The organism is Streptomyces boninensis (assembly GCF_048572725.1).
Lineage (GTDB): Bacteria > Actinomycetota > Actinomycetes > Streptomycetales > Streptomycetaceae > Streptomyces > Streptomyces boninensis.
This window is the reverse complement of sequence record NZ_CP183837.1, coordinates 9122812-9145778: the sequence shown is the minus strand read 5'-3', so window position 1 is coordinate 9145778 and position 22967 is coordinate 9122812. Positions and strand designations below refer to the sequence as shown.

Below are 22967 nucleotides of genomic sequence, written 5' to 3'. Positions count from 1 at the left end.
CTACGCGCCATGAGCGTGACCCGCCGCGGTTTCCTTACCGCACTCTCCGCAACCGCTCTATCACTCCCCGTAATGTCCGCGTGCTCCAACTCCAAGACCAGCACGGGTCCCGGCAGTGGGGGCGGTGGCGGCGGTAAAGCCGACAGCAGCATCAAGTTCGGCTATATCTCCGACTACAACGGCGTCAGCCTGCTCGCCGTGGCCGACAAGCTGGGGCTCTGGAAGAAGCACGGTCTCACCGTCGACGTCACGTCGTTCTCCAACGGCCCCATCCAGATTCAGGCGCTGAACGCCGGAGACCTCGACTTCGGCTACATCGGCCCCGGCGCCATGTGGCTGCCCGCCTCGGGCAAGTCGAGGATCGTCGCGATCAACACGCTCACCTATGCCGACCGCGTCATCGGCCAGCCAGGTCTGGAGACCATCAAGGACCTGCGCGGCAAGCGCATCGGCGTGCCCGAGGGGACCTCGGGCGAGATGATCCTCAACCTGGCGCTCCAGGATGCCGGGATGACCATGAAGGACATCAAGAAGATCCCCATGGATCCGCCGACCGTCGTCTCCGCCTTCTCCTCCGGCAAGATCGACGGCGCCGGCATCTTCTACCCGCTGGTCGACACCATGAAGGAGAAGGTGCCGAAGCTGGAGGAGGTGGCGAGCACCCGCGATCTGCCGGACAGCAACTTCCCGACGGCCTTCGTGTCCGGCCAGAAGGTCTCCGACGCCACCGTCTCGAAGGTCCTGAAGGTGCTCCAGGAGGCCAACGACTGGCGCGAGCAGAACTACGAAGAGTCGATCAAGCTCTCCGCCAAGATGCTCAAGATCTCCGAGGACAAGGTCGCCGCGGACGCCAAGAACGTGAAGATCATGACCACCGACGACCTCGTCGCCAAGACCAAGGACGGCACCGTCGAGAAGTGGCTCGACGGCATGAGCGACTTCTTCGTCAAAACCGGCCAGCTCAAGGAAAAGCCCAAGGCCGCCGACTTCTACACTGCCGATCTCTACACAAAGGCTGCCGGCAAGTGAACCTGCTCTTCCTGATGACCGACCAGCATCGGGTCGACACCCTTGGCTGTTACGGAAATCCGCACGTCGCCACCCCGAACCTCGACCGCCTCGCCGCCACCGGCACCCGCTTCGACCGCTTCTACACGCCCACCGCGATCTGCACCCCGGCGCGGGCCAGCCTGCTCACCGGCCAGGCCCCCTTCCGGCACCGCCTCCTCGCCAACTACGAGCGCAATGTCGGCTATCTGGAGGACCTGCGCGAAGACGCGTTTACGTTCCCGGAGGCGCTCGCCGAGCGCGACTACCAGCTCGGTCTCATCGGGAAGTGGCACGGCGGTACGCGGCGGAACGCCGCCTCGTACGGCTTCGAGGGCCCCGACCTGCCCGGCTGGCACAACCCGGTCGACCACCCGGACTACCTGGCGTATCTGGACGAGAACGACCTCCCCCCGTACCGCATCAGCGACCTCGTCCGCGGCACGACCCCCAACGGCAACCAGGGCAACCTCCTCGCCGCCCGCCTCCACCAGCCGGTCGAGGCGACCTTCGAGTACTACCTGGCCACCCGCGCCATCGAGCAGCTGGAGAAGTTCGCCGCGGACGGCCGTCCCTTCTACCTGGCCACCCACTTCTTCGGCCCGCACCTGCCGTATCTGCTCCCCGACTCCTACTACGACATGTACGACCCGGAGCTGGTCGAGCTGCCGCCGTCGATCGCCGAGACCTTCGAGGGCAAGCCCCCCGTCCAGCGCAACTACAGCGATCACTGGACCTTCGACACCATGCCGATTGAGGTCACGCGAAAGCTCATCGCCGTCTACTGGGGCTATGTGACGCTCATCGACGAGCAGATCGGCCGCATCCTGACGCGGATGGAGGAGCTCGGCCTCGCCGACGACACCTCCGTCTTCTTCACCGCCGACCACGGCGAGTTCACCGGCGCCCACCGGCTGCACGACAAGGGGCCGGCGATGTACGAGGACATCTACCGCATCCCCGGGATCATCCGCATCCCGGGCCAGGAGCCGCAGGTCCGCGACGAGTTCGTGTCGCTGACCGACATGACGGCGACCATCCTGGAGCTGGCCGGCTGCGACACCGAACCCGCCACCGACAGCCGCTCGCTGGTGCCGATCGTCGGCGGCGAGCGCCCGGAGTGGCCGGCCGAGCTGCTGGCGGAGTTCCACGGGCACCACTTCCCGTATCCGCAGCGGATGCTCCGCGACGACCGCTACAAGCTCGTCGTCAACCCGGAGTCGGTCAACGAACTCTACGACCTGCACACCGACCCGCACGAGCTCAGCAACCGCTACGAGCACCCCGAACTGCACGACGTCCGCCGCCGGATGATGCGCCGCCTGTACGACCTGCTGCGCGAGCGCGGCGACAACTTCTTCCACTGGATGACGCCGATGTACGACATCGGCGCGCTGGATTACGACCCCACCCTGAGCTCCTTCGAGACGGAAGGCACTTGATGCGAGGTCCCAAAGGCCTTATACGGACAGCTGCGCTCATCGGCGCGCTGACGGCACCTCTGCTGGCGGCGCCGGCAGGCGCGGCCGGTAACAACACGTATGCCAACGACGTCACCGCCGGTGTCGTCGACACCTTCCCCGACCCGGCGATCATCCGCGGCAAGGACGGCTTCTGGTACGCGTACGGCACCCAGAATCCGGTCTTCCAGAGCAAGGGCGAGAACCGCGAGCGGATGCTGCCGATCCTCAAGTCCAAGGACATGGCGCACTGGGAGTACGCGGGCGAGGTCTTCGCGAAGGACACGCAGCCGGGATGGCACGAGGGCTCGCGGCTGTGGGCCCCCGACGTCCGCTACTCGGGCGGTAAATACCAGCTCAGCTACTCCGTCCCCGGCAAGAACACCGTCGGCCTCGCCACCGCGCCCACGCCCACAGGACCGTGGACCGACGAGGGCTCGATGCTGCCGAAGCCGAGCGGCTGCGCCACGGGGAACATCGACCAGGCGTCCTTCACTGACACCGACGGCACGGCGTACCTCTACTGGGGCAGCTACGACACCATCTGCGCGGCCAAGCTGAACAAGGACCGCACGCGGATCGAGGGTGACGTCACCGAGGTCGCCGCCGGCAGCCGCATGGAGGGCGGTTACGTGGTCCGCCACGGCCGCTACTACTACCTCCTCTACTCCGACGCGGGCTGCTGCGACGGCGCGTACAGCGGCTACCAGGTGAAGGCCGGCCGCTCGACCAGCCCGCTCGGCCCGTTCACCGACGACGAGGGCACCGAGCTGACCGCACCCACCAGCAAGGGCGCGATCGTGGCGGGCGGCAATGGCAACCGCTGGATCGGGCCGGGCCACAACTCCGTACAGACGGACCTGGCCGGACAGGACTGGATGGTCTACCACGCCATCCCGGCCGACGACCCCGACCTCGACCGCTTCCCCGACCTGCCCGACCGCCAGCTCACCCGCCGCCCGATGCTGATCGACCGGCTCGACTGGATCGGCGGGTGGCCGGTGCTGCGGGCGGCCAAGGGCGCGTCCGAGGGCAGGCAGCAGGCGCCCGTCGCCGAGTGGGACGTGGGCGGCTCCTTCGGCGACGACGGATCGCTGGACGGCTGGCACGCCACGGGCGCCGGGGCCTGGAAGGCGGCGAAGGACCCGGACGCCCGCGGGCACACGACCCGCACCGGCGCCGCGGACCCCGGCTTCCTCCTCGCCGACGGCTCCGCCCCCGCGGCGGTGCGGGCCGAGGCCGACCTCAAGGTCGCCTCCTCGTCCGGCGCCGCCGCGGTCGTCTTCGGCTACCGCGACCCGCGCAACTACCTCGCGGCCTGGCTGGACCGCGACAAGGGCGCGCTGGTGACGGAGGCGGTCGTCGGCGGCCGCAGCCGCGGCGCCGAGGCCACGGCGCTGCCGGACGGCTTCGACTGGGACCAGTGGCACACCGTCACCGCCGAGCTGCGCGGCACCCGGCTCACAGCGGAGATCAGCGAGGACCGGCTCGGCGACCCGGTCGCCCGGCAGGAGCGCAAGGTCCCCGGCGAGGCGGCCCGCGCCGGTCGCGTAGGCACGGCCGCCCGCGGCGGCGCCACCGCGGCGGACAACGTCGGCGCCGCACGCCTCCACACCCCGGTGACCAAGCGCGCCGCCGACCCGCGGCCGGGCCCGCTGCTGCCCGCTTACAGCGACGAGTTCACGAGCGCCGGGCAGCCGGGCAAGGACTGGTCCTGGGTACGCGACCCGGCGGCCGGGGCCTCGGTAGGCGACGGCGCGCTGAGCTGGCCGTCCCAGGAAGCCGACCTGGCGCTGAAGAAGAACACGGCGTCGGTCCTCACCCGTAACGCCCCCAAGGGCGACTACACGGTGGAGACGAAGCTGCACTTCACCCCGGACAAGGCGGGCCAGCAGGCCGGTCTCATCCTCTACGCCGGCGACGACCGGTTCTTCAAGAACGTGCACGCGGTCGAGCCCGTCCGGCATCGCGAGGGCAAGGTGCTGCACAACAGCGAGTTCGGCAAGGAGGGCCCGCGGCCCACCACCGACCCGCCGCAGCCGGTGGCCGCCGCGCCGATGTACGGCGGCCCGACCGCCGACACCATGTGGCTGCGGCTGCGCAAGCACACCGACCCGGCGAACGGCGAGACCGAGGTGCGCGCCGCCACCAGCCGCGACGGCAAGCACTGGGTCTGGAACGGCACCTGGACGCTGCCCGGCACCGAGGAGCTGAAGCTCGGGCTGATCTCGATGGGCAAGGAAGGGGCGACCGCGCGCTTCGAGTACGTGCGGACGTACGCGGGCTGACCTGCGCGGATCGTGCTGGGGGCGGAGACCGCGATCTGCGCCCCCAGCACGTGTCAGGGGCGGCTCACGCCTCGTATCGCTCGATGCGCAGCTGCGCCGGCGGGAACGGGGAGGAGGCGTCGGTGCCCACGGAGAGGTAGTCCCCGGTGCCGGGGATACGCGCGATTCCGTTCATCATCGCCGCCTTCCCGCTGGGTGCGGCCGGGCCGCGGACGGTGACCCAGTTTCCCGCCTCCCAGCGGAGGTAGTGCGCGCTGGTGTCGTCCCAGAAGTCCCACCCGGAGATGAAGGCGGGCTGCCCGTCGGCGGCCGCGGCGATGCCGGACAGCGAGCCGACGGTGAACGGGGTGGCGACCTTGGTCCAGGCGCTGCCGTCGTAGTGCAGGAGCAGGACGCTGGGCGGCTTGCCGGGCGGGCCGCCGATGCCGTAGTCGTGGCCGGTCACCCAGACGTCGGTCGCGGACAGGGGCAGCACGCCGGTGGCGACTGGCCGGAGACCCGGGAGCGCGGGCAGCGGCTGCCAGCTGCTGCCGTCGAAGCGGGCGACGGCGTCGCCGCCGACCCAGGCGCTGCCGTCGCGGGCGGTGTACGCGGACCAGAGGGCGGGGGCGGCGCCGCCGGGCAGCGGCGGCGTCCAGCGCCAGCTGCTGCCGTCGAAGTGCAGCAGGCAGGAGCCGCCGCTGTAGCGGCCGGAAACCCACACCTCGCCGCCGTGGGTGGCGACTCCGTAGAGCTCGGTGCCGGCCTCGCCGCGGCCGGGGAAGGTGGTCTCCCGCCAGTCGGTGCCGGTGAAGGACAGCAGGTGGTCGGCCCCTGTGGTGTCGTAGCCGACGGCCCAGGCGGCGTCCGGTGCGCCGCTTGCCACGGTGCGCAGGCTGCCGGGAAAGGCCGGGACGCCGGTGCGCGACCAGCTGCTGCCGTTCCAGTGCAGCGCCAGCGGGCGTCCGCGGGTCCCGCCGCTGCGGGCCTCCTCCCCCACGGCCCAGGCGGCGGCCTGGCCGCCCGCCGCCACGGCGTTCAGCACCGCTGCCGGCTGCCCGTCGGGCGCGGCCATCTGCTCCCACGCCCCCGCCGCGGCCCGCGCCGCGCCCACGGAACCGAACGCGACCGCCCCGGCCGCACCGAGCACCCCGCCTACAAAATGCCGTCTTCGCATGAACTCCCCTTTCACGCACTGCCATTGAGGCCGTAACCGTGACCCGGCGGGAGCAAAGGGTCAATGGGCACACCGCATGCCGCGGCCGTGTGAGTCGCGCCACCCCGGTTCTGCAACTTGTTGCATAACCCAGGTGGCGGCCGCTACAAAGAGCACCATGACGGCTTACCCGCACCTGCTCCGCCCCCTGGACCTCGGCTTCACGACGCTGCGCAACCGCGTCCTCATGGGCTCCCTCCACCTGAACCTGGAGGAGGCGGAGAACGGCTTCGAGCGGCTCGCCGCCTTCTACGCCGAGCGCGCCCGCGGCGGCGCCGGGCTGATCGTCACCGGCGGCATCGCGCCGAATGACGCGGGGCGCCCGTACGGCGGCGGCGCGAAGATGACGACCGAGGCGGAGGCGGAGGAGCACCGCCAGGTCACCGACGCCGTCCACGAGGCGGGCGGCAAGATCGCGATGCAGATCCTGCACTTCGGCCGGTACGCGTACGACGAGGGCCTGGTCGCGCCCAGCGCGCTGCAGGCGCCGATCAACTTCTTCGAGCCGCACGCGCTGACCACCGAAGAGGTCGAGCAGACCGTCGAGGACTTCGTCCGCGCCGCCGAGCTGGCCAAGCGGGCCGGGTACGACGGTGTCGAGATCATGGGCTCCGAGGGCTATCTGATCAACGAGTTCATCGCGTCCCGGACCAATCACCGCGACGACGAGTGGGGCGGCTCGTACGAGAACCGGATCCGCTTCCCCCTCGAAATCGTGCGCCGGACGCGGGAGCGGGTGGGCGCCGACTTCATCATCATCTACCGGCTGTCGATGCTCGACCTGGTGCCGGGCGGCTCCACCTTCGATGAGGTCGTCACGCTCGCCAAGGCCGTCGAGGCGGCCGGCGCGACCATCATCAACACCGGCATCGGCTGGCACGAGGCCCGTATCCCCACCATCGCCACGTCCGTGCCGCGCGCCGCCTACTCCTGGGTGACCAAGCGGCTGATGGGCGAGGTTTCCGTGCCGCTGATCGCGGTCAACCGCATCAACACCCCGGAGAAGGCCGAGGAGGTCCTCGCCGACGGCAGCGCCGACATGGTCTCCATGGCCCGGCCCTTCCTCGCCGACGCCGACTTCGTCGCCAAGGCGGCAGCCGGGCGGGCCGACGCCATCAACACCTGCATCGGCTGCAACCAGGCCTGCCTCGACCACACCTTCAGCGGCCAGATCGCCTCCTGCCTGGTCAACCCGCGCGCCGGACGCGAGACCGAGCTGGTCCTCTCCCCCACGCGGACGGTCAAGTCGGTCGCGGTCGTCGGCGCCGGGCCGGCCGGGCTGGCCTGCGCGGTGAGCGCGGCCGAACGCGGCCACGCCGTCACCCTCTTCGACGCCGACGACAAGATCGGCGGGCAGCTGAACATCGCCCGCCGCATCCCCGGCAAGGAGGAGTTCGACGAGACGCTGCGCTACTTCCGCACCCAGCTCGCCGAGCACGGCGTCGAGCTGCGCCTCGGCACGTACGCCACCGCCGAGCAGCTCGCGGACTTCGACGAGGTCGTCGTCGCCACCGGCGTCACCCCGCGGGTGCCCGAGATCGAGGGCGTCGGCCACCCGAGCGTGCTCGGCTACCTCGACGTGCTGCGCGACGGCGCGGCGGTCGGCGAGCGGGTCGCCGTCGTCGGGGCGGGCGGGATCGGCTTCGATGTCGCCGAATTCCTTACGGACGAGGGCGAGGAGGCGAGCCTCAAGCCGGAGGTGTTCTTTCGCCAGTGGGGCGTCGACACCGGCTATACGACGCCCGGCGGCCTCACCGAGCCGCAGCGCTCGCGGGCGCCGCGCTCGGTGCACCTGCTGCAGCGCAAGCCGTCGAAGGTGGGCGCGGGGCTGGGCAAGACCACCGGGTGGATCCACCGGACCGAACTGCGGCAGCGCGGGGTGGAGATGGTGAAGGGCGCGTCGTACGACCGGATCGATGACGCCGGGCTGCACATCACGGTGGATGGCGAGTCCCGGGTCCTGGAGGTCGACACGGTGGTGCTGTGCGCGGGGCAGGAGCCGCGCCGGGACCTGTACGCGGAGCTGACGGCCGCGGGCCGTACGCCGCATCTCATCGGCGGCGCGGACGAGGCGGCGGAGCTGGATGCGAAGCGGGCCATCCGGCAGGGCACCGAGGTTGCCGCGGCACTCTGACAGGATGCGGTCATGTCCCTCCAGCACGCGATCCTGACGGCCCTGCTAGAGAAGCCGTCGTCGGGGCTCGAGCTGGCCCGCCGCTTCGACAAGTCGATCGGCTACTTCTGGTCGGCGACGCACCAGCAGATCTACCGCGAGCTGGGCAAGCTGGAGGGCGCCGGGCTGATCAGCGAGCTGCCGTCCGCGCAGCCGGCGCGCGGGCAGCGCAAGGAGTACCAGGTGCTGCCCGCGGGCCGGGACGAGCTGACGGCCTGGGTCGGCCGCTCCGAGGACCCGCGGCCGATGCGCGACCCGCTCGGGCTGCGGCTGCGGGCCGCGGCCATCGTGGGCACGGCGGGCCTCGCCGCGGAGATCCAGCGCCATCTCGCGCTGCATCGCGCGCAGCTCGCGGAGTACGAGGCGATCGAGGCCCGCGACTTTCCGCCGGGCGGCTCCGGCGACGAGCTGCAGCACCTGGTGCTGCGGGGCGGCATCGAGGCGGAGACATTCTGGATCAAGTGGCTGTCGGACGCGGCGCGCCGGATTCCGCCGGAGCGTCCGGAGAGCTGAGTGCGCGCCGGTGCCGAACTGGGCGCCTCCGGGGCACACTTGACCCACACGCGCGTCGTCGGACACCCCGCTCCCCGGTGAGGAAGCCAGCCATGAACCGGCTGCCGGCACTCGTCAACAGACCCACCCGCTCCCCGCACGCCCAGCGCGACGCCGAGCACCTGCTCGCGGCCGGGCCGTGCGCCGCCTGCGCGGAACGCGATGACGCGGTGGCGCGCTGGCTGCGCTACTACACCCACCACAGCCGCACCGAGGCCGCCGGCCGCACCCGCATCCGCGCCTCCATGGGTCTGTGTCCGCCGCACACGCGGCACCTGCTCGGCGATCCGGCCTCCGCCGCGTGGCTGCTGCCGCAGCTGTACGACCTGGCGCTGGACGGCGGCCTGCGCCTGCTCGCCGTCCCGGCGCGGCGCCCCGCCCCGCACGCCTGCCCGGCCTGCGTGTGCGGCACGCGAGCGGCCGCGCGGGCGCGCACGGTGCTGCTGCGCGCGCTGGACCGGGCGCCGGTCTTCGCGGCGGTGACGGGCGGCGCGGTGTGCGTGCCGCACCTGGCCGCCGCGGCGGCCGCGCTGCCCGCGGAGGAGGGTGTCAGGGTCGCCGAGGCGGTCGTGGAGCGCTTCGCGGCGCGGGAGCGGGAGCGGGCGCGGGCGGACGGCGCCGCTGAGGCCGCGGCAGACCTCCGCGCCGGGACCGGGGCGGGCGAGCCCGCCGGGACTGTCGTGGATGACCGCGTCGGTGCCGGCCCGTATGACCGTGCCGGGACCGGCCCGCATGCCCGTGCCGGGACCGGCCCGTACGACCGCGCAGGGACCGGCCCGCACGACCGCGCCGAGACCGACCCGCACGCCCGCGCCGAGACCGACCCGCACGCCCGCGCCGAGACCGACCCGCACGACCGCGCCGAGACCGACCCGCACGCCCGCGCCGAGACCGACCCGCACGCCCGCGCCGAGACCGACCCGCACGCCCGCGCCGAGACCGACCCGCACGCCCGCGCCGAGACCGACCCGCACGCCCGCGCAGGGACCGGCCCGTACGCCCGCGCCGAGACCGGCCCGCATGCCCCCTCCCGCGCACGGATGGACGACCCGGGCTGGTCCGCGGCCGACGACCTCGAGTGGATTGCCGGGCCTGACCCCGACGCCCCCATCCGTGCCCGCCTGCACCGCGCCCTCGACCCCCTCGTCGACGAGGAGGACCGCCGGCAGCAGCGCTCCGTGCTCGACCGCGTCGACGCCGACCTGCGCCTCGACTGCTGCCCGCTGTGCCTCGCCGAGCACCGGGCAGCGCGCCGGCTGCTGCGCTGGGCCGCCTGGGCCGGGCCCGAGCCGCCGGACGGTGAGGACTCCGCGCTGTGCGGCCGGCACCTGCACGACCTCGCCGCCGACGGCGGGCCCAACCTCGCCGTCATCACCGCCGCGAACGCCGCCGTCTGGAAGGCCAGGTTCACCCGCTTCCACCTGCTGCGACGTCAGGGCGGCGGCGCGCGCCGCGCGGCGCCCGAGCGGCTGCTGCACGGCCCGGACAGCCGCCGCTGCCGCGCCTGCCGCGAAGAGGCGCTCGCCGTGCGGCGGCAGCGCGAGCTGCTGACCGCGGTCCTGTACGACACGGAGCGCGCCCGCCGCTACGAGACCAGCCACGGCATCTGTCTGCGACACGCCCTCACCTGGCCGGACCCGCCGGCGCCGGTCTTCGCCGCATTACGGGCCCGCACCGCACTCCTGCGCTGGGAGCTCGACGAGGCGCTCCGTAAACAGGAGTGGCACACCCGGCACGAGGTCAGAGGCGCGGAACTGGGCGTCGGCCTGCGCGCACCCACGCTGATCGACGGCCGGGTGTACGCGGGAATGCCGCCGCAGCCGCGGGCGGTGCCGGGAGCCGCCGCCGCGGAGCTCCAGTCCGCGCGCCGCCCGGAGCCGGAGGACGCGCGGCCAGGCCCCGTACGCCCCGAGCCCGAGGACCGGCGCCCGGAACCCGAGGACCGCCGCCCCGAGCCCGAGGACCGCCGCCCGCCCGCATGGGACTAGCCGCCTGCCCGCACGGGGGCTGCCCGGGCACCCGCACGGGGCCGACCGGGCACCCGCATGGGGCCGACCGAGCGCCCGGATGCGCGAGCACATAACACAAAACCCACGCTTTCGTCATAAACTATCCAAATGCACACCTCGGCGGCCCTCGCAGCCCTCGCCACCGGAGTGTGGCGCTGGGACGCAGCCACAGACGTGGTGTCGCTGGACGCGGAGGCCGCGCGGCTGCTCGGGCTGCCGCCGCGGGCGGCGGAGCTCGGCCTCGGGGACGTCCGCTCCCGGCTGGACGCCCTCGACTGGGCACAGCTCGCCGGCGTCGCGGAACTCGCCCATGTCGACGGCGTCCTCGCCGAATCGCGGCTGCGGCTCCCGGCGCCCGACGGCTCCGTGCTGCGCACCCTGCGGGTGCGGCTGTCCATCACCGGGCCGCGGCCCACCCGCGTAGCGGCCGGCACCGTCCAGGAGGCGCTGAGCCAGGCCCCGTACGCCGACGACCCGCCAGGGCTCGCCCGCGAGGCGTTCCTCCTCGACGCGGGCAGCGCCCTGGCCGAGGCCACCTCCACCGACCAGGTGCTACGGGTCGCGAGCTCCCTCGCGATGCCCGGCTTCGCGCCCGCCCGGCTGGCCGTCTTCCGCGGCGAGGGCGGCCGGCTGGCGCTGGTCGGCGCGCACGGCGCGGACGCGGACGCCGGGGCCGTGGACGTGCCCCTGGACGCGGAGACGCCCGCGACCGCGGTGCTCCGCGCCGGCCGCGCCATCTACCTGCCGGGCCCCGACAGCTACCGCTCCCGCTTCCCCGACGCCTGGGGCGCGGCCGACGGGGACATGCAGTCCTGGGCGTACCTCCCGCTCTTCGACGGCGACGACGTGGCCGGGGTCTGGGAGGCGGCCTTCCCGGACCCCACGCCGTTCTCCGCCGACCAGCGCTCGGTGCTGACCACCGTCGCCAGGATGCTCGCCCGCGCGCTGGTCAGGACGCAGGTGCGGGACTCCGAGCGGGAGCTGGCCGGCGGCCTGCAGCGCTCCATGGCGCCGCCGGATCTCCCCGACATCCCTGGCCTGTCCATGGCCGCGCGCTATGCCCCGGGCGACGGCGGGCTGAGCATCGGCGGCGACTGGTACGACGTCATTCCGCTGCCCTCAGGCCGCTTCGCCCTGGTCATCGGCGACGTGGAGGGGCATGACGTACGGGCCGCCGAGCTGATGAGCCAGCTGCGCGTCGCCATCCGCGCGTACGCCGTCGAGGGTCACGCCCCCGACGCGGTCCTCAGCCGCGCCAACCGCTATCTCGTGAGCCTCAACGAGCGCGCGGAAACCCTGGATTCCACCGACGAACCCGACCGCCGCTACGCCACCTGCTTCTACCTGGAGGCCGACCCGGCGACCGACGCGCTGCGGATGGCCCGCGCGGGCCATCTCGACCCGGCGATGGTGCTGTCCGACGGCACGATGCTGATCCACCCCACCCAGGGCGGCATCCCGCTCGGCATCGCCCCCCTCGACGACTACCCGGTCAGCCGCCATGTCCTCGCCCCCGGCGAGACGATGCTGCTGTGCACCGACGGCCTGGTGGAGAACGGCGGCCACGACCTCTACACCGGCCAGGCCCGGCTGCAGGCCGCCTTCCACGCCACCGCGGACGCCGGCGTCGAGGAGGTCGCGGACGCGGTGCTGGCCTCGGCCACCGGCCCGGAGGCGTACAAGAACCCGGGCCCGCACTCCGCCCGCCGCGAGGACGACATCGCCTTCCTGCTGCTGCGCACCGCGACCGCGAGCCCGCCGCCCGCGGGAGCGGGCCGCCATACGCACATGGTGGTGCCGCAGACCGAGCAGCAGCGCATCTCCGACGCCCGCCATCAACTCCGCGGCATGCTCCACGACTGGGCGGACACCGACCAGGTGGACGCGGCCGAGCTGGCCCTGTCGGAGATGATCGCGAACGTCATGATGCACACCGACAGCCCGGCCACCGTCTCCATCACGGTGATGGGCGCCCCCGGCACCCGCACCCTCAGCCTCCGCATCTCCGACAACGACGCCACCCTCCCCCACCTCAAACACCCCGGCGAACTCTCCGCCTCCGGCCGCGGCATCCTCCTCCTCGACTCCCTCGCCGACACCTGGGGCGTGCAGCCGCAGGGCGACGGGAAGGTGACGTGGGGCGAGTTCCACGAGCACCCGGCGACACCGGCCGCCCGGGTGCCCAGCGCCTAGGCGCGTGGGCCGAGGAACAGGCCCCCGCTCGCGTCGACCGTCTGACCGGTGATCCAGCGGGCGGCGTCGGAGGCGAGGAAGCCGACCACCTCCGCGACGTCGTCGGGGCCGCCGAGCCGGTCGAGCGCCGTCATGGCGGCGATCTGCTCGGCGAGGCCCGGCACGTCGAAGAAGGCGCCGTTGGTGGGCGTCTTGGTGGCTCCCGGAGCGACCGCGTTCACCGTGATCCCGCGTGGTCCGAGTTGGTTGGCGAGGGTTTTGCTCATCGTCTCGATCGCGCCCTTCGTCATGGCGAAGGACGTCTGGGTGGCGTTGGCCATCCGGGTCGCCACCGACGAGATCGTGATGATCCGGCCGCCGTCGCGCAGCAGGGGCAGCGCGCGCTCGATGATGAAGTACGGGGCCCGCACGTTCACCGCGAAGAGGTGGTCGAACTCCGCCCGGGTCGTCGTGCCGAGCGGGCCGGCGGGTGCGGCCGCCGCGTTGTTGACCAGGATGTCGAGCGGGCGGCCGGCCAGGCCCGCTTCGACCCCGGCGAAGAGCGTCTCGACGTCGCCGTCCACGCCCAGTTCGGCCCGGACGGCGACGGCGGTCCCACCGGCGCGCTCGATCCCCTCGACCGTCGCCGCGGCTCCGCTCTCGTCCGTACCGAAGTGCACGACGACCATGGCGCCTTCAGCCGCGAGCCGGGCCGCGATCGCCTGCCCGATGCCGCGCGAGGCACCGGTCACCAGAGCCGTCCTGCCGGTCAGTCCACTCATTCCACCCACCCCATGTGTTAGTCACTAACATTGCGGTAGTGTCTATCACATGAGCGAGCGGAAACCGACCCTGCGGGAGCGGCAGCGGTCCGAAACGCGGTTGGCGATCCAGGGCCACGCGGTGCGGCTGTTCACCGACCGCGGCTATGCCGACGTGACGGTGGCCGATGTCGCCGCGGCCGCCGGCGTATCGGCGATGACCGTCTACCGGCACTTCCCCACCAAGGAGGACCTCGTCCTGCTGGACCAGCCCGCAGAAGTCATCGCCGAACGGGTCGCCGCGTCGTCCCCGACCGACCCTCTGGTACGCCGCGTCGGCGGCGCACTCATCGAGGCGGCCACGGCGTTGAGCGGTGGCGGGGACGACGCGGCGGCGAACGAGCGGTTCCTGCTGGACTGCCTGCAGCTCATGGTCGCGACGCCGGCTCTCCGGGCCCGGCACCTGGACACCCAGTACGCCATGCAAGAGGCCATCGTCGACGCCCTCGACCTCGACGCGACCGACGCCGAGGCCGAGTTCCGCGCCCGGGCCGCGACCAGCGCCTGCCTGGCCGCGATGCATACGGCGCTGACCCGCTGGGCCGAGGACGACGGGCGGACCCACCTGCCCGACCTGATCGCCCAGGCGCTCACCGCTTCCTTCGGTCGCGCAGCTCGATGCTGAGCGGGACTGCCGTCATCACCGAGGAGTACGTGCCGACGGCGAGGCCGAGCAGCAGGGCGAGGGCGAAGTCGTGCAGGGAGTCGCCGCCCAGGATGGCGAGTGCGGTGAGGATGAAGGCGGCGCCCATGCCGGTGTTGACCGTACGCGGGAGGGTTTGGAGGATCGCGCGGTTGGCGGTCTGCCGGCGCGGGGCCTGGTAGTCCTTCCGCTCCAGCTCGCGGACGCGGTCGAAGACCACGACGGAGTCGTTGACGGAATAGCCGATCACGGTGAGCAGCGCGGCCAGGAAGACGCCGTCGATCGGCTTGCCGAGCCAGGCGAAGAGGCCGATGAGGATCACCGCGTCGTGGGCGAGGGCGGCCACCGCGCCCGCGCCGAAGGCCCAGCGGAAGCGTGCGGCCAGGTAGAGCAGTTGGGCGCCGATGGCGAGGCCAAGGGCGAGGATGGCGTTGCGGCGCAGCTCGTCGCCGAGGCTCGGGCCGATCAGTTCGTCGCGGACCTTCTGCGCTCCGCCGCCGGCCGCTTCGACGGCTTCCGTGACCTTGGCGGCCTCGGCGTTGGTGAGTTCGTGACTGCGCACTGTGAGCCGGTTGTCCCCGGAGGACTGCACGACGGCCTGCGGGAAGCCCGCGTCGGCGAGCGCGGAGCGCGCCCGGTCGGGGGTCACGTCGGCACTGGTCGAGTACTCGATCAGCCGACCGCCGGTGAACTCCACGCCATAGTTCAGCCCGCGCACCACGATCCCCGCGCCCGCGAGCACGACCACGACGGCGGACACGGCGAGCCAGCGGGCCTGGCGGCGGAGCAACTGCGGGTTGCGGCGGGTGAGATAGTCGCGGACCCGGCCGAGGGTGGTCAGGCCCGTAAGCGATGGGCGGCGGCGCAGCCGGCCCGTGGACACCGCGTATTCGGCGAGCACGCGGGTGATCACGAGGGCACTGATCATGGATGCGAGGACGCCGATGCCGAGCGTGGCGCCGAAGCCCTGCACCGGGCCCGACGCCAGCAGGAAGAGCAGGCCCGCCGCGATGAGCGTGGTGACGTTGGAGTCCGCGATCGCGCTGAACGCCCCCTTGAAACCGGCCGCCAGCGCCGACCGGCCGCTCGGCCGCCGGCGCGCTCCGTACTCCTCGCGGGCGCGCTCGAAGACCAGCACATTGGCGTCCACGGCCATGCCGATGGCGAGGACGAATCCGGCGAGTCCCGGCAGGGTGAGGGTGGCGCCGAGGGCGGCGAGACCGGCGTACGAGATGACGCCGTAGCAGACCAGGGCGAGCACGGCTAGGACGCCGAGGAGGCGGTAGACGACGGCGAGGAAGGCCGCGGTGAGCGCGGTGCCGATGACGGCCGCCCAGGCGCTGGCCTCGATGGCCGCGGCCCCCAGCGTCGGGCCGACGGTCCGCTGCTCGACGGTCTCCACCGGCACCGGGAGCGCTCCGCCGTGGATCAGCAGGGCCAGCTCGCGGGAGGTTTCGTCGGTGAAATTGCCGGTGATCTGCGTGGAGCCGCCGGCGATCCCGGTGCCGCAGGCGACGGACGGGTCGACCTCGGGCGCCGAGATGATCTTGTCGTCGAGGACGATCGCGACCCGCCGCTGCGGGTCACCAGGCGGCTTGCAGGCGGCCTTTCCGGTGAGCTCGGCCCACCCCTTGTCGTTCTTGAAGTCCACCGTCACCTGCCAGCCGGCGCCGCTCTGCTGCTCGAAGCGGGCCTCGGCGCCCTTCACGTCCTGGCCGCTCAGCGCCGCGCGGGCCAGCCGCAGCCGTTCGCCGCGGTCGTCGGCCAGCACGCGTTCGCCCTTCTGCGGCCGGGTGTCGGCGCCGGCGCCGAGCACCGGATGGACGGACAGCTGCGCGGTGCGGCCGAGGACGCCCGCGGCCTTGCGCGGGTCCTGCACGCCGGGCAGTTCGGCGATGATCCGGTTGTCGCCGGAGCGGACGAGCGTGGGCTCGGCGACGCCGAGCGCGTCGATGCGGCCGCGCAGCACCTCCAGGGTGCGGTCGGTGGCGTCGCCGTCGGCCTTGACGGCGTCGGTGGAACGGGTCTCCAGCACGATCTGGGTGCCGCCGCGCAGATCGAGCCCCAGGCGTACGGGCACGGTGACGGCGATGGCTACGGACAGCGCGATCACGGCAAGGGCAATAAAAGCCCTGATTCGGGCGATACGTTTCAAGACAGACTCCAGCAGGCACACCGCGGCCGGGCAGGCCGCGGCGGAGGCGGAAAAGGGCGCTCAGGTGCTGGAGTTGGCGGGCGGTGCCCGCTGGGAATCCGATGTCGTACGGGCGGTGGTGTGCGGCAGGTGCGCCTGCGGCCCGGCCCCGTCCGGTACGGGCGCGGCCCGCGGCACGGTCGGCGCGGCAGGCGGCAGGTGGCCCGGCGGCCACAGGCGGTCGCCGGTGTCGCGCTGCTGGCCGGCCTGCGTCCGGTGCAGGCCGGTGCCGGCGTCGTCCAGGTGCGCGGCAGCCGCCTCGGCGGCGTGCGTGTGCGGGGCTGCGGTGGCGGAGTTGAGGGCCGGGCTCAGCCCGAGAGCAAGCAGGGTCGCGGCGATGGCGGCGAAGGCCGCGGCGACGCGCGGCAGGCGCCGGGCGGCGGCACCGGACCGGTGCGGGCTCTGCGGGCTCCGAGCGCTCATGGCTCCACCAGCCCCGCCCGGATCGCATAGCGGACGAGCTCCAGCCGATTGTGCAGGCCCAGCTTGTTCAGCAGGTTCTCGCGATGCCGCTGCACCGTCTTGACGCTGATGAACAGCAGCTCGGCGATCGCCTTCGAGGAGTGCCCCTCCGCGACCAGCTTCAGCACCTCTTCCTCCCGCGGCGTCAGCAGCTGTTCGGCCGCGTCCTCGCCGCGCCTGATCCGGTCGAGATAGCTGCGGATCAGCGCCGTGACCGCCCCCGGATACAGGAACGGCTCGTCCCGCATCGCCGCCCGGCAGGCGGCCACCAGGTCGAGGTCGGCGACGGATTTCAGCACATAGCCGCTGGCCCCCGCCTTCAGCGCCTGGAAGAGGTACTGCTCGTTGTCGTGCATCGTCAGCATGAGGATACGCAGCCCCGGCCGCAGCGTGCTCAGCTCGCGGGCGGCCTGCAGCCCGGTCAGCCGGGGCATGGCGATGTCCAGGATGGCCAGGTCCGGATTCAGGCCGGGGGTACGGGCCAGGTCGACGGCCTCGGCGCCGTTGCCGGCCTCGGCGACCACCTCCAGGTCCGGTTCCCGGTCGAGGATGAGCCGCACCCCGCGCCGTACCAGCGCATGGTCGTCGGCCAGCAGGATCCGGGTCGCGCCCGGGCGACCCTCGCCGGTCATGGCTGCTGTCCGAGTGCGGGCACGGCGAGCCGTACGCGGGTGCCGCCCTGAGCGGTGGCGCCGAGGTCGAGGGTGGCGCCGACGAGCAGCGCCCGTTCGCGCATGCCGCGGATGCCGGCGCCCTCGTGGGCGATGCCCATGCCGCGGCCGTCGTCGCTCACTTCGAGCGCGACACCGTCGCCGGCGCGCCGCAGCGTCACGTGGACCGCGTCCGCGTCGGAGTGCCGGGCGGCGTTGGTCAGGCTCTCCTGCGTCACCCGGTAGATCACCAGCTCCGTGCCGTGGTCGAGCGGCGGCAGCTCCGCGCCGAGGGAGTGCGTCACGCGCAGCCCCGTGTGGGTGTCGAATTCGGTGGCGAGCGACGTGATGGCGGCGGCCAGGCCGAGGTCGTCCAGGACGCCGGGACGCAGCCTGCGCACCAGGCGGCGGACCTCGTCCAGGCCGTCCCTGACCAGTTCCTGGGCCTGGCGGAGCTCGGCGGGCCGCGGTTCGTCGGCGGCCCGCTTGAGCGTGAGCAGCACGGCCGTCATGGTCTGTCCGACCTCGTCGTGCAGCTCCTGCGCGATCCGGCGCCGCTCCGACTCCTGGGCCAGCAGGGCGCGGGCGCTGCTGCCGATGCGCTCCTTCTCCAGCCGTTCCAGCATGGCGTTGAAGGCGATCACCAGCTCACCGACCCCGCCCTGGCCGTACTCGGGCAGCCGCTGTCCCGGCCGCAGCAGATCGACGGTGGCCATCAGGCGGCTCACCCTGGCAAGCGGGGTGAGCCCGACCCGCAGCAGGGCCGCGTTGGCGACCAGCATCACCGCGAGGCCGCCCACCAGGATCACCGCCTCCGTCATCAGCACCGGTACGGACACGGTTACCGGAGCCCACAACAGCAGCGCGGTGGCCATGCCCAGCACCACCGCGTTGAGAGTGAAGATCCGCCAGTACAGGGACACGGATGCCACGCCTTTCTCGACCGCCTGCCGCAAGCATCGAAGACGCGGCTCGTCCTGGCAAACAGCGCACCAGCCTGCAGCGCGCGACCGCGCCCCGTCGATGGGTCGGCCGCCCCATTTCCGGCGGCCTGCCCGGCCCAACGGGACCGGCTGGGGCCCGGGATCCGGCGGAATGGGTGGTGCACCCGATGGGCTGGGACACGAGCTTCGGTCACGGTGAGGAGCAGCAGGCAGCCACGCCTGGACCGACCTCGGGAGGAACTCCATGTCATCGAACGCGCCGCAGACCCCACCGCGTACCGGCCCTGCCGCCCACGCGGAGATCAAGCGGCGCCTCGAGCACGCGCGCAGCACGCGGCTGGCCCAGCTCCAGGCCCTCGCCGAAAGCGGCCAGGGGCCCGACGACCACCTGCTGTCCAGCCAGCAGGAGGCCATCCAGCGCGTCCTCGACGAGATCGAGTCGGCCTTCGCGCGCGTCGAGAACGGCACGTACGGCACCTGCCCCGGCTGCTCACGCCCCGTCCCCCCGGAACGCCTGGAGATCCTCCCGCACACCTTGCACTGCGTCGCCTGCCAGAGCCGAAGGTGACCACGACGGGCCCCGGATGGCGCCGCCGCACGGGCATCGCGCTCGACATGGGCAGTGCCCGCACCCGGGCATGGATCGCCGGCCGGGGCATGATCCTCGACGTGCCGACGGTGACCTTCCCGGGCCGCGGCGCCATCCATCCGATCCAGCGCGGCACCATCGTGGACGTCCCCGGCACGTCCCGGATGCTCCAGCGGCTGCTCGACCACCGGCTGCCCCGCCTCGCCCGCCCCGTGATCGTCCTCACCGCCCCGGTCCTGGACGGCCTCGCCTTCCGCACCGCGGCCCGCACCGCCGTCGACATCCTCCACCCGCGCGCCGTGGTGACCGTCCCGGGCGCGCGGGCGGTGGCGCTGGCCGCGGGCGCCGACCACACCCGGCCGCTCGTGGTGGTGGACATCGGCGCCCACCTCATGGAGGTGGTGCTGCTCGCGGACCAGCAGGTCGTCGACGCCAGACGCACCGCCCTGGGCACCACCGACCTCGGCGACGACACCCCGCCCCGGCAACTCACCGACGCGGTCGTCGCGATGGTGCAGGCAATGGTGCGCGACGACCACACCCCCATGACCGCCGGCGCCCTGCAGCGGGGCATCCTGCTGTCCGGCGGCGGCGCCCTGCGCCCGGACGTCACCCTCAGCCTGCCCGACGTGCTCGGCTGCCCGGTACGTACCGCGCCATCACCCCACACCGCGGCGGTACGAGGCGCCGCCGGCCTGCTCGGCACCGCGCATGCCCGCGCGCTCCAGAACCGCGGGGCCTAGTCCACCTCCCGGCCGTCCGCCTCCACCGAGATCACCGTCGGCATTTCCGCGACCCGCAGCCGGGCGCTCCCGTACGGGACGAGCGGGCGGTCCACGACTGGTGAGCCGGTGACGACCGGGCTGTCCGGCGGCTCGGGTGCCGAGCCGTGCTGGGCCTGCCACTCCATGACGCGCGCGCCGCGCCCGCGGATGACGACCGGCGGCCGGCCGGGGCTGAACGGCGCGTCGGGGACGGCGCGTCGCTCGACCGGCCACTGCTCCAGGCCGCCGCGGGCGCGCGCGTGCAAGGCGTAGTTCCAGGAGGACAGCGGCAGCACCTCCCACTCCCCCAGGCCGCGCTGCTCCGGCAGCGGGCGCCACGACTCGGCGATCGGCATCACCATCACCAGCGGCCCAAGTCGTACGCCGAGGGCGCCGCGCTCGCGCTTCACCCGGCGGATCGCCATCGGCAGCCGCAGCTCGACGGCGTCGCCGGTGGTCCAGGTGCGGTCGAGGACGACGTAGCCGTCGGGCCCGGGGGCGGCGGGGACGCTCTCGCCATTGACCCGCAGCTCCGGCTCCGTACACCAGCCGGGGATCCGCAGCCGCAGCGCGAAGTCGACCGGGCTGGACACCGTCAGGTTCAGGCGGATCGTCTCCTCGAAGGGATACTCCGTCTCCTCCTCGATGGTCACGTCGCTGCCCGCGATGCGGGTGTGCAGCGTGTTCGGCGCGTACGCGAAGACCGCGAGCCCGTCATCCGCCGACCGCATCCAGAGCGACGCCGCGAACTTCGGCCAGCCCTGGTGCAGGTTCGCCATGCAGCAGCCGTAATGCGGTTCGAGGCCGAAGATGTTCGCGTCGTCGGAGCTGTGCGACCAGCGGCGCTCGTCGACGGTGGCGGCGATCTGGGTGGCCTGCTGGTGGTACTGGTGGGCCTTCATGTGCGGGTCGCAGGCGGCGGCGAGCTGGTTGAAGGCGACCAGCTCGCCGAGGTCGCCGAGTTCACCGGCGCCAAAGGCGAGCGCGGACTGCTCAAGGGTGTAGAGGTACTCGACGACCTGGCAGGTCTCGATGCCCTGGTAGGCCTCCCGCCCGGCCAGCCACTCGTCGCCGGAGAACATGCCGTGCACCTGGCCGTGCCAGCGGTCGAGGGAGGTGAGGCAGGCGCGCAGGTCGGCCAGTTGGCTGTCGTCGTCGCCGTGCAGCAGGGCCCGTACCGCGGGGACCTTGAGCCCCATGGCGACATTCGGCCCGTGCGTGAGGTGATCGAAGACCGTGGCGCGGCCGGTGATCAGGTCCTCGGTCAGGTAGCGCGGCCAGTCGGCGTTCTGCTCCATCAGCAGTTCGCCGAGCCGCAGCCAGCGCGCGTCACCGTCGCGGCGGTGCAGCCACAGCGCGGCGAGGACGTTCTCGGTGGCGCGGACCTGGCCCCAGTCCCGCAGCGGGCGCGCCGGGAGATGCTCCAGCTGATACGCGAAGTAGCGGGCGAGGAAGGGCGCGACGCGATCGTCGCCGGTCGCCTCCGCATGCTGGATCAGCACCTTCAGCGCGACCATCCGCGGCCACCAGTCGTCATTGCCCTCCGGCCCGAACTGCCCGTCCTCCCGCTGGCTGCCGAGCATCCACTCGATCCACGCCTTGGCCTTGCGCAGCAGCCCCTCGTCGCCGAGGAGATGCGCGAGCGGCACCAGGCCGTCGAGGTAGTACGGGCCGCGCTCCCAGTTCTCGCCGGGGCCGCCGAGCCAGCCGGAGTCGGGGCCGAGGTCGGGCCAGATCTCCTCGGCCTGGCCGGTGAGTCCTGCGGCCTGCAGTTCGAGCTGGCGGCGCAGCCAGCCGGCGGGGCGTATCTCGCCGAGGCGGACGGGGTCGTAGCGCATGCCCATGTGCGGTGGGTGTCCTCTCCGTACGGGGAAGGGGGTCAGTCGCCTGCGATGGTCGAGCCGCGGACCACGAGGCGCGGCTGGACGTACTCGATGCCGTGCCGTCCGGTCCCGGACTCGGCCTGGATCTCGGCCAGCAGCCGCTCCGCCGCGCGCTGGCCGAGCAGTTCGAGCTCCATGTCGACGGTGGTGAGCGGGGGGCGGCTGGCGGACCACATCACCCGCCAGTTGTCGTAGCCGGTGACGGCGATGTCGTCGGGGACGCGCAGGCCGCGCTCGCGGAGCCGGTCGGCGGCGGCGCGGGCGAGTTGGTCGGAGGCGCAGACGAGGGCGGTTGGTCCGCCTTCGTCCCGTTCGTCGCGCAGCACGAGGTCGACGGCCCGCCGCCCCCACGGCTCGCTCCACTCGCCGAACAGCGGCTCGCCGACGAGCTCCATCCCGGCCTCGGCGAGCGCCTCGCGCAGCGCGGCGAGCCGCACCCGCGAGGTGTTCTGGTCGGCGCGCCCGGCGATGTGCGCGACCCGGCGGTGGCCGAGCGTACGCAGATGGTCGACGACGAGGCGCATGCCGGCGGTGTCGTCCGGCAGGACGGAGATGTCGGCCGGGTCGGCGGAGGGGGCGAGCGCGTAGACGACCGGGACCGGGACCTCGATGGGCTCGCGGGCGTCGGTGGTCTTGCCGGTGACGATGATGCCGTCGACGCGGCGGGCGATGAGCGTACGAAGGTGGTGCTGCTCGCGCACCGCGTCATGCCGGGCGGTGGCGAGCAGCGTGGAGATCTCCCCGACGGCGAAGGCGTTTTCCGCGCCCTGCATCACCGGCATGCTGAACCGGCCGACGTCGTCGGTGCTGAGCAGCCCGACGATGAACGTGCGCCGCATCGACAGCGCCCGCGCCCCGGCGTCGGAGACAAAGCCGAGCCGGTCGGCGGCCTCGCGCACCCGCTCCCTGGTGGCCGCCTTCAACGAGCCCGAGTCGTTCAGGGCCTTGGAGACGGTGCTCGGGGAGACCCCGGCGGCGCGGGCGACGTCCACGATGCGCACGGGGCGTCCGTCCTGCTTCATGCTTCCTCCGTTTTCCGGTCGTTCCTATCGGACACTACGTGGATCAACACGTCAATGGCTGCACACGGGTTGACGGTGGTCTGAGTGCGCTTCTACGGT

Annotated in this window: 18 protein-coding genes; 10 read left to right on the top strand and 8 right to left on the bottom strand. The window is 72.9% G+C overall.

The features are described from left to right. Positions 1 to 9 precede the first annotated feature (9 nt). From ACNNMR_RS41155 to ACNNMR_RS41145, 3 genes are read left to right on the top strand one after another with little or no spacing between them, the layout of a single operon-like run. On the top strand, positions 10 to 1029 hold the full coding sequence (locus ACNNMR_RS41155) for an aliphatic sulfonate ABC transporter substrate-binding protein (protein ID WP_419999854.1): 1020 nt from the start codon (positions 10 to 12) through the stop codon (positions 1027 to 1029). After that, complete coding sequence (locus tag ACNNMR_RS41150) at positions 1026 to 2489, top strand: sulfatase-like hydrolase/transferase (RefSeq protein ID WP_419999853.1); 1464 nt, start codon at positions 1026 to 1028, stop codon at positions 2487 to 2489. The genes ACNNMR_RS41155 and ACNNMR_RS41150 overlap by 4 nt, the downstream gene beginning before the upstream one ends. Continuing rightward, on the top strand, positions 2489 to 4795 hold the full coding sequence (locus ACNNMR_RS41145; protein ID WP_419999852.1) for a family 43 glycosylhydrolase: 2307 nt from the start codon (positions 2489 to 2491) through the stop codon (positions 4793 to 4795). Before ACNNMR_RS41150 ends, ACNNMR_RS41145 begins: the two co-directional genes overlap by 1 nt. A gap of 64 nt (positions 4796 to 4859) precedes the next feature. On the opposite strand, the gene ACNNMR_RS41140 is transcribed toward ACNNMR_RS41145, so the two are convergent. Beyond that, complete coding sequence (locus ACNNMR_RS41140) at positions 4860 to 5951, bottom strand: hypothetical protein (RefSeq protein ID WP_419999851.1); 1092 nt, start codon at positions 5949 to 5951, stop codon at positions 4860 to 4862. 157 nt (positions 5952 to 6108) lie between these two features. Here ACNNMR_RS41140 and ACNNMR_RS41135 point away from each other — a divergent pair, with 157 nt between their 5' ends. From ACNNMR_RS41135 to ACNNMR_RS41120, 4 genes are all read left to right on the top strand, one after another. Beyond that, entirely contained in the window at positions 6109 to 8124 is a 2016-nt protein-coding gene (locus ACNNMR_RS41135; protein WP_419999850.1) for an FAD-dependent oxidoreductase, read from the top strand. 12 nt (positions 8125 to 8136) lie between these two features. Beyond that, positions 8137 to 8676: a PadR family transcriptional regulator gene (locus tag ACNNMR_RS41130; protein WP_419999849.1), complete on the top strand. Its 540-nt coding sequence runs from the start codon at positions 8137 to 8139 to the stop codon at positions 8674 to 8676. A 92-nt stretch (positions 8677 to 8768) separates the two neighbouring features. Then, the gene (locus ACNNMR_RS41125; RefSeq protein WP_419999848.1) at positions 8769 to 10703 is read left to right on the top strand and encodes a hypothetical protein; all 1935 of its coding nucleotides are present in this window, start codon (positions 8769 to 8771) and stop codon (positions 10701 to 10703) included. A 129-nt stretch (positions 10704 to 10832) separates the two neighbouring features. Beyond that, on the top strand, positions 10833 to 12917 hold the full coding sequence (locus ACNNMR_RS41120) for a SpoIIE family protein phosphatase (protein ID WP_419999847.1): 2085 nt from the start codon (positions 10833 to 10835) through the stop codon (positions 12915 to 12917). Here the strand turns inward: ACNNMR_RS41120 and ACNNMR_RS41115 are convergent. Continuing rightward, on the bottom strand, positions 12914 to 13678 hold the full coding sequence (locus ACNNMR_RS41115; RefSeq protein ID WP_419999846.1) for an SDR family oxidoreductase: 765 nt from the start codon (positions 13676 to 13678) through the stop codon (positions 12914 to 12916). The genes ACNNMR_RS41120 and ACNNMR_RS41115 overlap by 4 nt on opposite strands. Positions 13679 to 13727: 49 nt before the next feature. Here ACNNMR_RS41115 and ACNNMR_RS41110 point away from each other — a divergent pair, with 49 nt between their 5' ends. Then, a complete protein-coding gene (locus ACNNMR_RS41110; protein WP_419999845.1) occupies positions 13728 to 14342 on the top strand; it encodes a TetR family transcriptional regulator in 615 nt (204 codons plus the stop codon). On the opposite strand, the gene secD is transcribed toward ACNNMR_RS41110, so the two are convergent. The 4 genes from secD to ACNNMR_RS41090 all read right to left on the bottom strand — a co-directional run bounded on the left by secD (position 14308) and on the right by ACNNMR_RS41090 (position 18598). After that, positions 14308 to 16473: a protein translocase subunit SecD gene (secD, locus tag ACNNMR_RS41105; RefSeq protein ID WP_419999844.1), complete on the bottom strand. Its 2166-nt coding sequence runs from the start codon at positions 16471 to 16473 to the stop codon at positions 14308 to 14310. The two genes, ACNNMR_RS41110 and secD, sit on opposite strands and share 35 nt — an antisense overlap. Positions 16474 to 16575: 102 nt before the next feature. Next, the gene (locus ACNNMR_RS41100; RefSeq protein ID WP_419999843.1) at positions 16576 to 16977 is read right to left on the bottom strand and encodes a hypothetical protein; all 402 of its coding nucleotides are present in this window, start codon (positions 16975 to 16977) and stop codon (positions 16576 to 16578) included. Continuing rightward, complete coding sequence (locus ACNNMR_RS41095; RefSeq protein WP_419999842.1) at positions 16974 to 17648, bottom strand: response regulator; 675 nt, start codon at positions 17646 to 17648, stop codon at positions 16974 to 16976. The genes ACNNMR_RS41100 and ACNNMR_RS41095 overlap by 4 nt, the downstream gene beginning before the upstream one ends. Then, complete coding sequence (locus ACNNMR_RS41090) at positions 17645 to 18598, bottom strand: HAMP domain-containing sensor histidine kinase (protein WP_419999841.1); 954 nt, start codon at positions 18596 to 18598, stop codon at positions 17645 to 17647. The genes ACNNMR_RS41095 and ACNNMR_RS41090 overlap by 4 nt, the downstream gene beginning before the upstream one ends. A gap of 256 nt (positions 18599 to 18854) precedes the next feature. Here ACNNMR_RS41090 and ACNNMR_RS41085 point away from each other — a divergent pair, with 256 nt between their 5' ends. Next, positions 18855 to 19178, top strand: a complete 324-nt coding sequence (locus ACNNMR_RS41085; RefSeq protein WP_419999840.1) for a TraR/DksA family transcriptional regulator — start codon at positions 18855 to 18857, stop codon at positions 19176 to 19178. A gap of 47 nt (positions 19179 to 19225) precedes the next feature. Beyond that, positions 19226 to 19942, top strand: a complete 717-nt coding sequence (locus ACNNMR_RS41080; RefSeq protein ID WP_420000648.1) for a rod shape-determining protein — start codon at positions 19226 to 19228, stop codon at positions 19940 to 19942. Here the strand turns inward: ACNNMR_RS41080 and ACNNMR_RS41075 are convergent. Continuing rightward, the gene (locus ACNNMR_RS41075) at positions 19939 to 21807 is read right to left on the bottom strand and encodes a beta-L-arabinofuranosidase domain-containing protein (protein ID WP_419999839.1); all 1869 of its coding nucleotides are present in this window, start codon (positions 21805 to 21807) and stop codon (positions 19939 to 19941) included. The genes ACNNMR_RS41080 and ACNNMR_RS41075 overlap by 4 nt on opposite strands. A 35-nt stretch (positions 21808 to 21842) precedes the next feature. After that, the gene (locus tag ACNNMR_RS41070; protein WP_419999838.1) at positions 21843 to 22868 is read right to left on the bottom strand and encodes a LacI family DNA-binding transcriptional regulator; all 1026 of its coding nucleotides are present in this window, start codon (positions 22866 to 22868) and stop codon (positions 21843 to 21845) included. Between the last annotated feature and the right edge of the window lie 99 nt (positions 22869 to 22967).